The following is a 14,812-nucleotide window of genomic DNA, read 5'->3' as shown; positions in this document are numbered from 1 at the left end:
CGTCAAGTGCTGGGCCGCGGTAACGACCCAGGCTTTGTGGTCATTCATGACCAAGGGCGAGCCGCATTTTCCTAGGGTTCGCCCCGGTGACCCTATGGTCGCGCCGGAGTATATCAAACCCTTTGGGCTAATCAGCAAGGCGAAGTGGTATCAGCGTATTTATAAGACCAAAGACGTAGGGGCAATGTGGCGTGTTGCCGCAGGCATTTGCCAGCTGTTTGCCGGTGTTGGCGGGCTCCTGCCTTGCAGGTCGGCGGATGTGGTTTAGGCTCAGTGGATCGCACGATTTCCAATCACACCAGGAAAAGCGGAGTAGTGCAGCATGGGATACCAGAAAATCAAGGTTCCGACTGATGGTGCCAAGATCACCGTCAATGCAGACCATTCGCTCAATGTTCCCGATAACCCCATCATTCCCTACATCGAAGGCGACGGCATCGGCGTGGACGTCTCGCCGGTGATGATCAAGGTGGTCGATGCCGCCGTGCAAAAGGCCTATGGCGGCAAGCGCAAGATCGCCTGGATGGAGGTGTATGCCGGCGAGAAGGCCACCCAGGTCTATGACCAGGACACCTGGCTGCCCCAGGAAACCCTGGATGCGGTGAAAGACTACGTGGTGTCGATCAAGGGGCCGCTGACCACACCGGTCGGTGGCGGCATCCGTTCGCTCAACGTGGCGTTGCGCCAGCAACTCGACCTGTATGTGTGCCTGCGTCCGGTGGTGTGGTTCCAGGGCGTGCCGAGCCCGGTGAAAAAGCCAGGCGACGTCGACATGGTGATCTTCCGCGAGAACTCCGAGGACATCTATGCCGGTATCGAGTGGAAGGCCGGCTCGCCCGAGGCGAACAAGGTGATCAAGTTCCTCAAGGAGGAAATGGGCGTCACCAAGATCCGCTTCGACCAGGACTGCGGCATCGGCGTCAAGCCGGTGTCGAAGGAAGGCACCAAGCGCCTGGTGCGCAAGGCTCTGCAATATGTCGTTGATAACGACCGCAAGTCGCTGACCCTGGTGCACAAAGGCAACATCATGAAGTTCACCGAAGGTGCCTTCAAGGACTGGGGCTACGAGGTGGCTCGCGACGAGTTCGGCGCCGAATTGCTCGATGGCGGCCCGTGGATGAAGTTCAAGAACCCGCGGACCGGCCGCGAGGTGATCGTCAAGGATGCCATCGCCGACGCCATGCTCCAGCAGATCCTGCTGCGCCCGGCCGAGTACGATGTGATCGCCACGCTCAACCTCAATGGCGACTACCTGTCCGACGCACTGGCGGCGGAGGTGGGCGGTATCGGCATCGCGCCGGGGGCCAACCTGTCTGACACCGTGGCCATGTTCGAGGCCACCCACGGCACCGCGCCGAAGTACGCCGGCAAGGATCAGGTCAATCCGGGGTCGGTGATCCTGTCGGCCGAGATGATGCTACGCCACATGGGTTGGACCGAGGCCGCGGACCTGATCATCAAGGGCACCAATGGCGCCATTGCGGCCAAGACCGTGACCTACGACTTCGAACGCCTGATGGAGGGCGCGACCCTGGTCGGCAGCTCGGGCTTTGGCGAGGCGCTGATCAAGCACATGTAAGCGTGAAAAAACCGGTCGCCTCTTTGTTAAAGGGGCGACCGGTTTTTTCGTTTACCGGCAGACAGCTCAGAGATCAGACTTCGACGGTGCTGCCTGGGTTCGTGGCGCTGGCCTGTACCGTGCTGGTGGCGCTTTTGATCTCTGTCGCGTGAAGCCCTTTGGGGCCCTGGATGATCTCGAAGTTCACGGATTGGCCGGCTTTCAGCGTCTTGTACCCGTCCATCTGGATCGCTGAATAGTGGGCGAACAGATCATCGGTCTTACCGTCCTCGTTGATGAATCCGTAGCCCTTGGCATTGTTGAACCACTTGACTTTACCGCTTGCCATCCCTATGTCCCTCTGCAAAGGACTCCATCACTGGAGTATCATCCACTTCATCCGCATACGAACCTTGCGAGAAAATCTGGTTGACTGCGCGGATCTTTATCGACCACGGTGGGTTCTTATTGGTTGTAACACCGTTTTGCCGATAGTCAAGGTCAGCCGGCGCCCGCGCCGGGAGGGGCCTGCGCGGTCAACCCACAACCTTAACCTGTCGATCATGATGAAATTCTTTCCATGCATGTACTCAGTGAGATTCGACTAACATTCAATCAGGATCGCCCGCAGTCGCATGAGGACGGGCACGAGGACGATGGCGCGGGCCTTGCCGTCCAGGAGGCCAAGCCGATCCTGCAGGCGCCACCGATGTACAAGGTGGTTTTGTTCAACGATGACTACACGCCAATGGATTTCGTCGTCGAAGTGCTCGAGACGTTCTTCAATCTGAACCGCGAGCTGGCGACCAAGATCATGCTGACCGTCCATACCGAAGGGCGGGCAGTGTGCGGATTGTTTACCCGTGACATCGCCGAAACAAAGGCCATGCAGGTCAACCAATACGCCAGGGAAAGCCAGCATCCGCTACTCTGTGAAATCGAGAAGGACGGTTAATCGCCGACCACTTGGGTATGAGGTGAAGCTATGTTAAACCGCGAGCTCGAAGTCACCCTCAATCTGGCCTTCAAGGAGGCCCGTTCGAAACGTCATGAGTTCATGACCGTCGAACACCTGCTGCTGGCACTCCTTGACAATGAGGCTGCCGCGACCGTTCTGCGCGCCTGTGGCGCCAATCTCGACAAGCTCAAGCACGACCTGCAGGAGTTCATCGATTCCACCACCCCGCTGATCCCCGTGCATGACGAGGACCGCGAGACGCAACCGACGCTGGGCTTCCAGCGCGTGCTGCAGCGTGCCGTGTTCCACGTGCAGAGCTCCGGCAAGCGCGAAGTGACCGGCGCCAACGTGCTGGTGGCGATCTTCAGCGAACAGGAAAGCCAGGCGGTGTTCCTGCTCAAGCAGCAGAGCGTGGCGCGTATCGACGTCGTCAACTACATCGCCCATGGCATCAGCAAGGTGCCGGGCCATGGTCCGAACACCGACAGCGACCAGGACATGCAGGATGAGGAGGGCGGCGAGGCTTCCTCTTCCAGCAACCCGCTGGACGCCTACGCCAGCAACCTCAACGAACTGGCCCGTGCCGGTCGTATCGATCCGCTGGTTGGCCGGGAGCAGGAGGTCGAGCGCGTCGCGCAGATCCTAGCTCGTCGGCGCAAGAACAACCCGTTGCTGGTCGGCGAGGCCGGCGTCGGCAAGACAGCCATCGCCGAAGGCCTGGCCAAGCGCATCGTCGATGGCCAGGTGCCCGACCTGCTGGCCCAGAGCGTGGTCTATTCCCTGGACCTCGGCGCGCTGCTGGCTGGCACCAAGTACCGTGGCGACTTCGAGAAGCGCTTCAAGGCGCTGCTCGGCGAGCTCCGCAAACGGCCGCAGGCGATCCTGTTCATCGACGAGATCCACACCATCATCGGTGCCGGCGCGGCTTCCGGGGGCGTGATGGATGCCTCCAACCTGCTCAAGCCGTTGCTGTCGTCCGGTGAGATCCGTTGCATCGGCTCCACCACGTTCCAGGAGTTCCGCGGCATCTTCGAGAAGGATCGTGCCCTGGCGCGTCGCTTCCAGAAGGTCGATGTCACCGAGCCGTCGGTGGAAGACACCGTGGGCATCCTGCGTGGCCTGAAAGGCCGCTTCGAAAGCCACCACAACATCGAGTACAGCGACGAGGCCCTGCGCGCCGCCGCCGAACTGGCTTCGCGCTACATCAATGACCGGCACATGCCGGACAAGGCCATCGACGTGATCGACGAAGCCGGTGCCTATCAGCGCCTGCAGCCGGAAGCCAACCGGGTCAAGCGCATCGACGTGCCGCAGGTCGAGGATATCGTCGCCAAGATCGCGCGGATCCCGCCAAAGCATGTCACCAGTTCCGACAAGGAGCTGCTGCGCAACCTTGAGCGTGACCTGAAGCTGACCGTGTTCGGCCAGGATGCCGCGATCGACTCGCTGGCCACTGCCATCAAGCTGTCCCGTGCCGGCCTCAAGGCACCGGACAAGCCGGTGGGCTCGTTCCTGTTCGCCGGCCCCACCGGCGTGGGCAAGACCGAGGCTGCTCGGCAGCTGGCCAAGGCCCTGGGGGTCGAGCTGGTACGCTTCGACATGTCCGAGTACATGGAGCGGCACACTGTGTCGCGGCTGATCGGTGCGCCGCCCGGCTACGTCGGGTTCGACCAGGGTGGCCTGCTGACCGAGGCCATCACCAAGCAGCCGCACTGCGTGCTGCTGCTCGATGAAATCGAGAAGGCCCACCCGGAAGTCTTCAACCTGCTGCTGCAGGTGATGGACCACGGGACCCTGACCGACAACAACGGGCGCAAGGCGGACTTCCGCAACGTGATCCTGATCATGACCACCAACGCCGGTGCCGAAACTGCCGCGCGGGCCTCGATCGGCTTCACCCACCAGGACCACTCCTCCGACGCCATGGAGGTCATCCGCAAGAGCTTCACGCCAGAGTTCCGCAACCGCCTGGACACCATCATCCAGTTCGGCCGCCTGTCCCACGAGACGATCAAGAGCATTGTCGACAAGTTCCTTATCGAACTGCAGGCTCAGCTGGAAGACAAGCGTGTGTTGCTGGAGGTCACCGACGCCGCGCGCGGCTGGCTGGCGGCCTCGGGCTACGACGTGCAGATGGGCGCGCGGCCAATGGCGCGGCTGATCCAGGACAAGATCAAGCGGCCGCTGGCCGAAGAGATCCTGTTCGGTGAGCTGGCCGAGCATGGCGGTGTGGTGCACATCGACCTGCGCGATGATGAGCTGGTGTTCGATTACGAGACCACGGCCGAGGTTGCGTAACGACCATCGCGGGGCCAGCCCGCTCCCATGCCAGCAGAAACTGACGTGGGAGCGGGCTGGCCCCGCGATGCTTTTAAGCGTCCACAAAAAAGCCCGGCACAATGGCCGGGCTTTTTCATGGCTTGAGCTTAGCGCGCACGGTAGGTGATGCGGCCCTTGCTCAGGTCGTACGGCGTCAGTTCGACGCGGACCTTGTCGCCAGTGAGAATACGGATGTAGTTCTTGCGCATCTTGCCAGAGATGTGCGCGGTAACGACGTGCCCGTTTTCCAACTCCACGCGGAACATGGTGTTGGGCAGGGTGTCGACGACAGTGCCTTCCATTTCGAAGCTGTCTTCTTTCGACATGCAGTAAAGCCCTCGGTATCCAGTGATGGCCCGACGCACGACTGCACCGGGCAAAAAAGTGGCGTGGATTATGCCCGAAAATTGTGTTTCAAGCCAATGCCTTTCAGTTGAGGGTGACCCAGCGCTGATTGATCAGCAGTTCAATGGGGCGATACTGGGTCTTGTAGTTCATCTTCTTGCAGTTCTTGATCCAGTAGCCAAGGTAAACGGCCTCGAGGTTTTGGCGCAGGGCTTCGGTGATCTGCCAGAGGATCGCGTAGCGGCCGAGGCTGCGGCGCTCTTCCTCGGGCTCGTAGAAGGTGTAGACCGCTGACAGGCCGTTGGGCAGCAGATCGCACACCGCCACGGCCAGCAGTCGGCCTTCCAGGCGGAACTCGTAGAACCAGCAGAACGGCAGGTCGCGCACCAGGAAGGTGGAGAACTGGTCGCGGCTTGGCGGATACATGTCGCCATCGGCGTGGCGCTGCTCGATGTAGCGCCGGTACAGGTCGAAGTACTCTTCCTTGTACGCTGGACGGGCGGCGGTGACGGTCAGGTCGGCGTTACGTTTGAGGATGCGTCGCTGCTGGCGGTTGGGAATGAAGCGCGCAGCAGGAATGCGCGCCGGCACGCAGGCGTTGCACTGCTGGCAATGCGGGCGATAGAGGTGGTCGCCGCTGCGACGAAAGCCCATTTCCGAAAGGTCGGCGTAGACATGCACATCCATCGGCTGGCTAGGGTCGAGAAACAGTGTGGTTGCCTGCTCATCCGGCAGGTAGCTGCAGGAGTGGGGTTGAGTGGCATAGAACTTCAACCGCGCCAGCTCTGTCATGATCAACCCCTTAGGTGAGACGTTGTATCTAAGTGTAAGCCAGCTCCGGGAACTCGCCTAGGCAACCCAGCTGGCCGCACTGGGCTGATCCAGGTGTTGCGCCAGGTAATCGGCGAAGCTGGCCCGGCTGATGGCGCGGGCGCCCAGGCTGTGCAGGTGATCGGTGGGCATCTGGCAGTCGATCAGCACGAAGCCTGCCTGCTTCAGGTGTTCGACCAGTGTCACGAATCCCACCTTGGAGGCATTGTCGGCGCGGCTGAACATCGATTCGCCAAAGAACAGGCGGCCCATGGCCAGGCCATACAGGCCGCCGACCAGTTCACCCTCCCGGCGTACCTCGACCGAGTGGGCGATGCCGCGCCGATGCAGCTCGCAGTAGGCGGCGCGCATGGTGTCGGTGATCCAGGTGCCATCGGCGTAGTCCCGGGGCGCGGCGCAGGCAGCAATCACCGCCGCGAAGTCGCTGTCGAAGCTCACCTGGTAGCGGCCTTGGCGGATCAGCTTGGCCAGCGAGCGCGAGACATGCAGTTCGTCCGGAAACAGCACGGTGCGCGGGTCGGGCGACCACCAGAGGATCGGCTGGCCGTCCTGGTACCAGGGGAAGCAGCCGTGGCGATAGGCTGCGACCAGACGCTCCGGGGTCAGGTCGCCACCAGCGGCCAGCAGGCCGTTGGGGTCGTGCAGGGCCTTTTCCAGGGGCGGGAAAGTCAGCGAGTCGCGGGTCAGCCAGGTGAGCATGGGGTTCTTGAGCGGCGGGGGAGGGGAGGGCCTCCAGCATGGCGTGGCTTGTGGATGAGGTCAACGACCGTCCTCGCGGGCGCGGTCCGCGTGGGAGCAGCGATGCGGCGACCCGACTTGCCCCGCGACAGGGCCGGACCTGGCAGAATCTACCGCCAATCAACCACCCATTCGAGCCGCCACCGGCACCATCTGGCACATTTGCTGTCACACCTGTGCAAAAACACAGCATAAGCCTTTGTCACAAAAGAAAATGCATGCTCAAATTGCATCAATATGAAAGTCGCCCCGTTCACGCGCCATACAGCGTGCCGCCATGGCGGCGGGTGGGCAGTAATGTTAAAAGTAGTGGTTCATTGGCCGGTGACCGGCCAATCACTATTGGACGCGCAGCACGCGCAGGAATAGACGCGTTTTGAAGAAATCCACCGCAACCCCAGCCCCCTTGCCAGTGCCCCTGTGGCGGCAGCAGCTGCACTATCGCCTGAAGGAAGGTGCGCTGATTGCCGTCGGCGCCCTGTGCCTGTACCTGTGGATGGCACTGGTCACCTATGACACCGCCGACCCGGGCTTCAGCCACACCAGCAACGCCGAGCAGGTGCAGAACGCCGCCGGCCGCGCCGGGGCCTATTTCGCCGACATCCTGTTCATGGTGCTCGGCTACTTCGCCTACATCTTCCCGCTGCTGCTGGCGATCAAGACCTGGCAGATCTTCCGCGAGCGCCACCAGCCCTGGCAGTGGAGCGGCTGGCTGTTCTCCTGGCGGCTGATCGGCCTGGTGTTCCTGGTGCTGTCGGGCGCGGCCCTGGCGCATATCCACTTCCACCCCTCGGCGAACATCCCGTTCTCCGCCGGCGGTGCCCTGGGCGAAAGCCTGGGCGATCTGGCGCGCAACCTGCTGAACGTGCAGGGCAGCACGCTGATGTTCATTGCCCTGTTCCTGTTCGGCCTGACGGTGTTTACCGACCTGTCCTGGTTCAAGGTGATGGACCTGACGGGCAAGATCACCCTCGACCTGTTCGAACTGGTGCAAGGCGCAGCCAGCCGCTGGTGGGAGGCGCGTAATGAGCGCAAGCGCCTGGAAGCCCAGCTGCGTGAAGTCGACGACCCGGTCTTTGACCTGGGCGGCAAAGGCGACAGGCGCGAGCCGGCCAAGGCGCAGCTGCGCGAGCGCGCCGAACCTGTGATGACGCGTGACGAGCCGCCGGCCCGCCCGGTGGTGCCGCGCGAAGCTGCGGTGGCCCGCGAATCGGCCGCGCCGCGCGAAACCGTGGTAGCTCGCGCACAGCCCGCCGCCCCGGTGATCATCCCGCCGACCGCGGACAAGGCGCCGGAACCTAGCAAGCGGGTCATGAAGGAAAAACAGGCGCCGCTGTTCATCGACAGCGCGGTGGAAGGTACCTTGCCGTCCATTTCCATCCTCGACCCTGCCGAGCAGAAGAAGATCGAGTACTCGCCTGAGTCCCTGGCCGGTGTCGGCCAGTTGCTGGAGATCAAGCTCAAGGAATTCGGCGTGGAAGTCGCGGTGGACTCGATCCACCCGGGGCCGGTGATCACCCGTTACGAAATCCAGCCGGCCGCGGGCGTGAAGGTCAGCCGCATCGCCAACCTGGCCAAGGACCTGGCGCGTTCGCTGGCAGTGACCAGCGTGCGCGTGGTCGAGGTGATCCCCGGCAAGACTACCGTGGGCATCGAGATCCCCAACGAGAACCGCCAGATGGTGCGCTTCTCCGAAGTGTTGTCGTCGCCGCAGTTCGACGAGAACAAGTCGCCGGTCACCCTGGCCCTGGGCCACGACATCGGCGGCAAGCCGGTGATCACCGACCTGGCCAAGATGCCCCACCTGCTGGTGGCAGGTACCACCGGCTCCGGTAAGTCGGTGGGGGTGAACGCGATGATTCTGTCGATCCTGTTCAAGTCCGGCCCGGAAGACGCGCGGCTGATCATGATCGACCCGAAGATGCTCGAACTGTCGATCTACGAAGGCATCCCGCACCTGCTGTGCCCGGTGGTCACCGACATGAAGGATGCCGCCAACGCCCTGCGCTGGAGCGTCGCCGAAATGGAGCGGCGCTACAAGCTGATGGCGGCCATGGGCGTGCGCAACCTGGCGGGCTTCAACCGCAAGATCAAGGACGCCCAGGAAGCCGGCGAAGTCATCCATGACCCGTTGTACCGTCGCGAGAGCATGGACGACGAGCCGCCGACGTTGAAGACCCTGCCGACCATCGTGGTGGTGGTCGACGAATTCGCCGACATGATGATGATCGTCGGCAAGAAGGTCGAGGAACTGATCGCGCGTATCGCCCAGAAGGCCCGTGCCGCCGGTATCCACCTGATCCTCGCCACCCAGCGCCCGTCGGTGGACGTGATCACCGGCCTGATCAAGGCCAACATCCCGACCCGCATGGCGTTCCAGGTGTCGAGCAAGATCGACTCGCGGACCATCATCGACCAGGGCGGCGCCGAACAGCTGCTCGGCCACGGTGACATGCTCTATATGCCGCCGGGCACCAGCCTGCCGATCCGCGTGCATGGCGCCTTCGTCTCCGACGACGAAGTGCACCGCACGGTCGAAGCATGGAAGCTGCGCGGCGCGCCGGACTACAACGACGACATCCTCAATGGCGTCGAAGAGGCCGGCAGCGGCTTCGACGGCGGTGGCGGTGGCGGCGGCGATGGCGAAGACTCGGAAAGCGACGCCCTGTACGACGAAGCCGTGCAGTTTGTGCTGGAAAGCCGCCGGGCGTCGATCTCGGCGGTGCAGCGCAAGCTCAAGATCGGCTACAACCGCGCCGCGCGCATGATCGAGGCGATGGAAATGGCCGGTGTGGTCACGCCGATGAACAGCAACGGCTCGCGGGAAGTGATTGCCCCGGGCGGCCCACGCGATTGATGAACAACCTGCCGGGCGCCATAGACGGCGCCCGGCCCCTTCACTGTGCAATGAGGATTTCCATGCGCGCGATTCGCATGCTGTTGGTTTCTGCCCTGGCTGCGGCCAGCCTGTCGGCCCACGCCGGCGAACAGGACGTCCAGCGCCTGACGCAATTGCTGGAGAAGTCGCAGACCATCGAGGCCAATTTCTCCCAGCTGACCCTGGATGCCAGCGGCACCAGCCTGCAGGAGACCAACGGCAAGATGACCGTCAAGCGCCCGGGCCTGTTCTACTGGCACACCGACGCGCCCCAGGAGCAGGTGGTGGTGTCGGACGGCAAGAACGTCACCCTGTGGGACCCGGACCTGGAGCAGGCCACCGTCAAGAAGCTCGACGTGCGCCTGAACCAGACCCCGGCGCTACTGCTGTCCGGCGATGTGTCGAAGATCAGCCAGAGCTTCGACATCACCTCCAAGGAGCAGGGTGAGGTCATGGACTTCACCTTGAAGCCCAAGACCAAGGACACCCTGTTCGACTCGCTGCGCGTGTCGTTCCGCCGGGGGCTGATCAATGACATGCAGCTGATCGACAGCGTCGGCCAGCGCACCAACATCCTGTTCAATGGCGTCAAGGCCAACCAGGCGGTGCCGGACAGCAAGTTCCAGTTCGACATCCCCAAGGGCGCGGACGTCATCAAGGAGTAAGCGGAGCCCGTGATGGACCTGTTTCGAAGCGAACCCGTCGCCCAGCCCCTGGCCGCCCGCCTGCGCCCGTCGAATCTGGACGAGTACGTCGGCCAGGAGCACCTGCTGGCGCGCGGCAAGCCGCTGCGCGAGGCGCTGGAGCAGGGTGCGCTGCACTCGATGATCTTCTGGGGCCCGCCCGGGGTGGGCAAGACCACCCTGGCGCGGCTGCTGGCGCAGTTCTGCGACGCCCACTTCGAAACGGTGTCGGCGGTGCTGGCCGGGGTCAAGGAGATCCGCCAGGCCGTCGAGGTGGCCAAGCAGCAGGCCGGACAGTATGGCCGGCGCACCATCCTGTTCGTCGATGAAGTGCATCGTTTCAACAAGTCGCAACAGGACGCCTTCCTGCCCTACGTGGAGGACGGCACGCTGATCTTCATCGGCGCGACCACCGAGAACCCGTCCTTCGAACTGAACAACGCGCTGCTTTCGCGGGCACGGGTCTATGTGCTCAAGAGCCTGGACGAGGCCGCGCTGCGCAAGTTGGTCGATCGCGCCCTGAGCGAGGAGCGCGGCCTGGGCAAGCGCAACCTGCGGGTGGGTGACGAAGCCTTCAAGATGCTCATGGCCGCCGCCGACGGCGATGGCCGGCGCATGCTCAACTTCCTCGAGAACGCCTCGGACCTGGCCGAAGATGGCGGCGAGATCGGCGTCGAGCTGCTGCAGAGCCTGCTCGGTGACAGCCGCCGCCGCTTCGACAAGGGTGGCGAGGCGTTCTACGACCAGATCTCGGCACTGCACAAGTCGGTGCGCGGCTCCAACCCCGACGGTGCGTTGTATTGGTATGCGCGCATGCTCGACGGCGGCTGCGACCCGCTGTACATCGCCCGGCGCGTGGTGCGCATGGCCAGCGAGGATATCGGCAACGCCGACCCCCGCGCCCTGAGCCTGTGCCTGGCAGCCTGGGACGTGCAGGAGCGCCTGGGTAGCCCCGAGGGCGAGCTGGCGGTGGCCCAGGCCATCACCTACATCGCCTGCGCGCCGAAGAGCAACGCCGTTTACATGGGCTTCAAGGCGGCGATGCGTGAGGCCGCCGAGCACGGCTCGCTGGAGGTGCCGCTGCACCTGCGCAACGCGCCGACCAAACTGATGAAGCAACTGGGCTATGGCGAGGAGTACCGCTATGCCCACGACGAGCCGGACGCCTATGCCGCCGGCGAGGACTATTTCCCCGAGCAGCTCGAACCGCGCCAGTACTATCAGCCAGTGCCCCGTGGCCTGGAACTGAAGATCGGCGAGAAACTCAAGCACCTGGCCGAGCTCGATCGCGCCAGCCCCCGCCAGCGGAGAAAACCGTGATTGCACTGATTGCCGCAGTCAGCGCCGGCGGCATCGCCGGCACGCTGTTGCGTTTCGCCACTGCCAACTGGGTCACGGCCCACTGGCCGCGACACTTCTATGCCGGTACGCTGGCGGTCAACCTGGTTGGCTGCCTGCTGATCGGCCTATTGTACGGGCTGTTCCTGCACAAGCCGCTGGTGCCGGTCGAGCTGCGCGCCGGGCTGATCGTCGGCTTTCTCGGCGGCCTGACCACCTTTTCCTCCTTCTCGCTCGATACCGTGCGCCTGATGGAAAGCGGGCAGGTCCCGCTGGCCTTGGGCTATACCATTATCAGCGTGGTGGGCGGCCTGCTCGCGACCTGGGCTGGCCTGTCCCTGACCCGATTCTGAACCAACACCTACTTATAACGAGAGAACGATATGCTCGATTCCAAACTGTTACGCGGCCAACTTCAGGAAGTGGCTGACCGCCTGGCCTCCCGTGGCTTCAGCCTGGATGTCGCGCGCATCGAATCGCTGGAAGAGCGTCGCAAGGCCGTGCAGACCCGCACCGAGCAGCTGCAGGCCGAGCGTAACGCCCGCTCCAAGTCCATCGGCCAGGCCAAGGCCAAGGGCGAGGACATCGCCCCGCTGATGGCCGACGTCGAGCGCATGGCCAACGAGCTGGCCGCCGGCAAGACCGAGCTGGATGGCATCCAGGCGGAACTGGACGGCATCCTGCTGACCATCCCCAACCTGCCGGACGCCAGCGTGCCGGTCGGCGCCAGCGAAGACGACAACGTCGAAGTGCGCCGCTGGGGCACGCCGAAGGCCTTCGATTTCGAAATCAAGGACCACGTCGCCCTGGGCGAGGTCAGCGGTGGCCTGGACTTCGAGGCCGCGGCCAAGCTGTCCGGCGCCCGCTTTGCCGTGCTGCGTGGCCCGGTGGCCCGCCTGCACCGCGCCCTGGCGCAGTTCATGATCAACCTGCACACCGGCGAGCACGGCTACGAAGAGCACTACACCCCGTACCTGGTGCAGGCCCCGGCCCTGCAGGGCACCGGCCAGCTGCCGAAGTTCGAGGAAGACCTGTTCAAGATCACCCGCGAAGGCGAGGCTGACTTCTACCTGATCCCGACCGCCGAAGTGTCGCTGACCAACCTGGTGGCGGGTGAGATCCTCGACGCCAAGCAGCTGCCGCTGAAGCTGGTCGCCCACACCCCGTGCTTCCGCAGCGAGGCCGGTGCCTCGGGCCGTGACACCCGCGGCATGATCCGCCAGCACCAGTTCGACAAGGTCGAGATGGTCCAGGTGGTCGAGCCGTCCAAGTCGATGGAAGCGCTGGAAGGCCTGACCGCCAACGCCGAGCGCGTGCTCCAGCTGCTGGAGCTGCCGTACCGCGTACTGGCGCTGTGCACCGGCGACATGGGCTTTGGCGCGGTGAAGACCTACGACCTGGAGGTCTGGGTGCCAAGCCAGGACAAGTACCGCGAGATCAGCTCCTGCTCCAACTGCGGCGACTTCCAGGCGCGCCGCATGCAAGCCCGCTGGCGCAACCCGGAAACCGGCAAGCCGGAGCTGGTGCACACCCTCAATGGGTCGGGCCTGGCCGTCGGTCGTACCTTGGTCGCCGTGCTGGAGAACTACCAGCAAGCCGACGGTTCGATCCGTGTGCCTGAGGTGCTCAAACCGTACATGGGTGGCGTCGAGGTCATTCGCTGAATGGACTACCTGCCGCTGTTCCACAAGCTGCAGGGTGGCCGTGTGCTGGTCGTCGGCGGCGGCGAGGTCGCCTTGCGCAAGGCGCGCCTGCTGGCCGATGCTGGCGCCGCGCTGCGGGTGGTAGCGCCTGAGGTCGACAGCCAGCTCGCCGCAATGGCCCGAGAGGGCGGGGGCGAAGTCCTGGTGCGTGGCTACCAGGCCCCGGACCTGGACGGTTGTCGGCTAGTGATCGCGGCGACCGACGACTCGGCGCTCAACGCCCAGGTCTCGGCCGAGGCCCAGGCGCGCAGCCTGCCAGTCAACGTGGTGGATGCGCCGGCCCTGTGTACGGTGATCTTTCCGGCCATCGTCGACCGTTCACCGTTGGTGGTGGCGGTTTCCAGCGGCGGCGACGCTCCAGTGTTGGCGCGCCTGATCCGCGCCAGGCTGGAGGCCTGGATCCCTTCCGCCTACGGCGAGTTGGCTGGGCTGGCGGCGCGCTTCCGTCACAAGGTCAAGGCCTTGTACCCTGACGTGAACCAGCGTCGTGGCTTTTGGGAAACCGTGTTCCAGGGGCCGATCGCAGAGCGCCAGCTGGCCGGGCAGGGCGCCGAGGCCGAGCGCCTGTTGCAGGCGATGGTCGATGGCGCGCCGGTGCAGCAGGGCGGCGAGGTGTACCTGGTGGGCGCGGGGCCGGGCGATCCGGACCTGCTGACCTTCCGCGCCCTGCGCCTGATGCAGCAGGCCGACGTGGTGCTGTACGACCGCCTGGTGGCTCCTGCCATCATCGATATGTGTCGGCGTGACGCCGAGCGCATCTATGTCGGCAAGCGCCGCGCCGATCATGCCGTGCCGCAGGACAAGATCAATCGCCTGCTGGTCGACCTCGCTCGCCAGGGCAAGCGCGTGCTGCGGCTCAAAGGTGGCGATCCGTTCATCTTTGGCCGGGGTGGCGAGGAGATCGAGGAGCTGGCCGACGAAGGTATTCCGTTCCAGGTGGTACCGGGCATCACGGCAGCCAGTGGTTGTTCGGCCTATGGCGGGATTCCACTGACCCACCGCGACTATGCCCAGTCGGTGCGCTTCGTTACCGGCCACCTGAAGGATGGCACCAGCAACCTGCCCTGGAATGACCTGGTGGCTCCGGCCCAGACCCTGGTGTTCTACATGGGCCTGGTCGGCTTGCCGACCATCTGCGCCGAGTTGATCCGCCATGGCCGTGCGGCGAGTACGCCGGCTGCGCTGGTGCAGCAGGGCACCACCCGCAACCAGCGGGTGTTCACCGGCACCCTGGCCGACCTGCCAGCGTTGGTGGCACGCCACGAAGTGCATGCGCCGACCCTGGTGATCGTCGGGGAAGTGGTGCAGTTGCGCGAGAAGCTGGCGTGGTTCGAAGGCGCGCAAGACGCCTGAAATGACTGGGGCCGCCTTGCGGCCCATCGCCACGATAAGCCGGCTCGCACAGGATCATACAAGCCCCTGTGGGAGCCGGCTTGCCGACGGTGGGCTGTAAAGCAGCCC

At 64.1% G+C, this 14,812-nt stretch carries 13 protein-coding genes; 9 read left to right on the top strand and 4 right to left on the bottom strand.

What is annotated here, in order from left to right:
• Positions 1 to 322 precede the first annotated feature (322 nt).
• Positions 323 to 1,579, top strand: a complete 1,257-nt coding sequence (gene icd, locus BMY03_RS05035; protein WP_023630408.1) for an NADP-dependent isocitrate dehydrogenase — start codon at positions 323 to 325, stop codon at positions 1,577 to 1,579.
• Between the two features lie 73 nt (positions 1,580 to 1,652).
• Here icd and cspD read toward each other — a convergent pair whose 3' ends face one another.
• On the bottom strand, positions 1,653 to 1,907 hold the full coding sequence (gene cspD / locus BMY03_RS05030) for a cold shock domain-containing protein CspD (RefSeq protein ID WP_023630409.1): 255 nt from the start codon (positions 1,905 to 1,907) through the stop codon (positions 1,653 to 1,655).
• 231 nt (positions 1,908 to 2,138) lie between these two features.
• On the opposite strand from cspD, the gene clpS reads away from it, so the two are divergent.
• Both clpS and clpA read left to right on the top strand, forming a co-directional pair.
• Complete coding sequence (gene clpS, locus BMY03_RS05025; RefSeq protein ID WP_023630410.1) at positions 2,139 to 2,513, top strand: ATP-dependent Clp protease adapter ClpS; 375 nt, start codon at positions 2,139 to 2,141, stop codon at positions 2,511 to 2,513.
• A gap of 30 nt (positions 2,514 to 2,543) precedes the next feature.
• The gene (gene clpA, locus BMY03_RS05020; RefSeq protein ID WP_038705843.1) at positions 2,544 to 4,814 is read left to right on the top strand and encodes an ATP-dependent Clp protease ATP-binding subunit ClpA; all 2,271 of its coding nucleotides are present in this window, start codon (positions 2,544 to 2,546) and stop codon (positions 4,812 to 4,814) included.
• A gap of 128 nt (positions 4,815 to 4,942) precedes the next feature.
• On the opposite strand, the gene infA is transcribed toward clpA, so the two are convergent.
• The 3 genes from infA to aat form a co-directional block, all read right to left on the bottom strand.
• Positions 4,943 to 5,161 (bottom strand): translation initiation factor IF-1, encoded by a 219-nt coding sequence (infA, locus tag BMY03_RS05015; protein WP_002553999.1) that lies wholly within the window; start codon positions 5,159 to 5,161, stop codon positions 4,943 to 4,945.
• Between the two features lie 103 nt (positions 5,162 to 5,264).
• Positions 5,265 to 5,972, bottom strand: coding sequence for an arginyltransferase (locus BMY03_RS05010; RefSeq protein WP_023630955.1), 708 nt, complete (start codon positions 5,970 to 5,972; stop codon positions 5,265 to 5,267).
• A gap of 57 nt (positions 5,973 to 6,029) precedes the next feature.
• Positions 6,030 to 6,710, bottom strand: a complete 681-nt coding sequence (aat, locus tag BMY03_RS05005; protein ID WP_023630956.1) for a leucyl/phenylalanyl-tRNA--protein transferase — start codon at positions 6,708 to 6,710, stop codon at positions 6,030 to 6,032.
• Positions 6,711 to 7,125: 415 nt separating this feature from the next.
• Between aat and BMY03_RS05000 the strand changes: the two genes are divergently transcribed.
• The 6 genes from BMY03_RS05000 (at position 7,126) to cysG (ending at position 14,704) form a co-directional block, all read left to right on the top strand.
• Entirely contained in the window at positions 7,126 to 9,606 is a 2,481-nt protein-coding gene (locus BMY03_RS05000) for a DNA translocase FtsK (protein ID WP_052062188.1), read from the top strand.
• 62 nt (positions 9,607 to 9,668) lie between these two features.
• Positions 9,669 to 10,292 (top strand): outer membrane lipoprotein periplasmic chaperone LolA, encoded by a 624-nt coding sequence (gene lolA, locus BMY03_RS04995; RefSeq protein ID WP_031315274.1) that lies wholly within the window; start codon positions 9,669 to 9,671, stop codon positions 10,290 to 10,292.
• Between the two features lie 12 nt (positions 10,293 to 10,304).
• On the top strand, positions 10,305 to 11,630 hold the full coding sequence (locus BMY03_RS04990) for a replication-associated recombination protein A (protein ID WP_038705844.1): 1,326 nt from the start codon (positions 10,305 to 10,307) through the stop codon (positions 11,628 to 11,630).
• Complete coding sequence (gene crcB, locus BMY03_RS04985; protein ID WP_023630958.1) at positions 11,627 to 12,001, top strand: fluoride efflux transporter CrcB; 375 nt, start codon at positions 11,627 to 11,629, stop codon at positions 11,999 to 12,001. The genes BMY03_RS04990 and crcB overlap by 4 nt, the downstream gene beginning before the upstream one ends.
• A 30-nt stretch (positions 12,002 to 12,031) precedes the next feature.
• Positions 12,032 to 13,312 carry a serine--tRNA ligase gene (serS, locus tag BMY03_RS04980; RefSeq protein ID WP_038705845.1) on the top strand — a complete coding sequence of 427 codons (1,281 nt, stop codon included), beginning with the start codon at positions 12,032 to 12,034 and terminating at the stop codon, positions 13,310 to 13,312.
• A complete protein-coding gene (gene cysG, locus BMY03_RS04975) occupies positions 13,313 to 14,704 on the top strand; it encodes a siroheme synthase CysG (RefSeq protein ID WP_094010424.1) in 1,392 nt (463 codons plus the stop codon). It abuts the gene before it with no gap.
• Positions 14,705 to 14,812: the final 108 nt, after the last annotated feature.

The organism is Pseudomonas soli (assembly GCF_900110655.1).
Taxonomy (GTDB): Bacteria; Pseudomonadota; Gammaproteobacteria; order Pseudomonadales; family Pseudomonadaceae; genus Aquipseudomonas; species Aquipseudomonas soli.
Note: the sequence above shows the minus strand (reverse complement) of the source record. Positions and strands in the feature narration are given on the sequence as shown.

Coding starts and splice junctions, on each gene's coding strand:
- cysG (WP_094010424.1), top strand. CDS start 13,313: ATGGACTACCTGCCGCTGTTCCACAAGCTGCAGGGTGGCCGTGTGCTG.
- lolA (WP_031315274.1), top strand. CDS start 9,669: ATGCGCGCGATTCGCATGCTGTTGGTTTCTGCCCTGGCTGCGGCCAGC.
- BMY03_RS05010 (WP_023630955.1), bottom strand. CDS start 5,972: ATGACAGAGCTGGCGCGGTTGAAGTTCTATGCCACTCAACCCCACTCC.
- infA (WP_002553999.1), bottom strand. CDS start 5,161: ATGTCGAAAGAAGACAGCTTCGAAATGGAAGGCACTGTCGTCGACACC.
- clpA (WP_038705843.1), top strand. CDS start 2,544: ATGTTAAACCGCGAGCTCGAAGTCACCCTCAATCTGGCCTTCAAGGAG.
- BMY03_RS04990 (WP_038705844.1), top strand. CDS start 10,305: ATGGACCTGTTTCGAAGCGAACCCGTCGCCCAGCCCCTGGCCGCCCGC.
- clpS (WP_023630410.1), top strand. CDS start 2,139: ATGCATGTACTCAGTGAGATTCGACTAACATTCAATCAGGATCGCCCG.
- aat (WP_023630956.1), bottom strand. CDS start 6,710: ATGCTCACCTGGCTGACCCGCGACTCGCTGACTTTCCCGCCCCTGGAA.
- cspD (WP_023630409.1), bottom strand. CDS start 1,907: ATGGCAAGCGGTAAAGTCAAGTGGTTCAACAATGCCAAGGGCTACGGA.
- icd (WP_023630408.1), top strand. CDS start 323: ATGGGATACCAGAAAATCAAGGTTCCGACTGATGGTGCCAAGATCACC.
- serS (WP_038705845.1), top strand. CDS start 12,032: ATGCTCGATTCCAAACTGTTACGCGGCCAACTTCAGGAAGTGGCTGAC.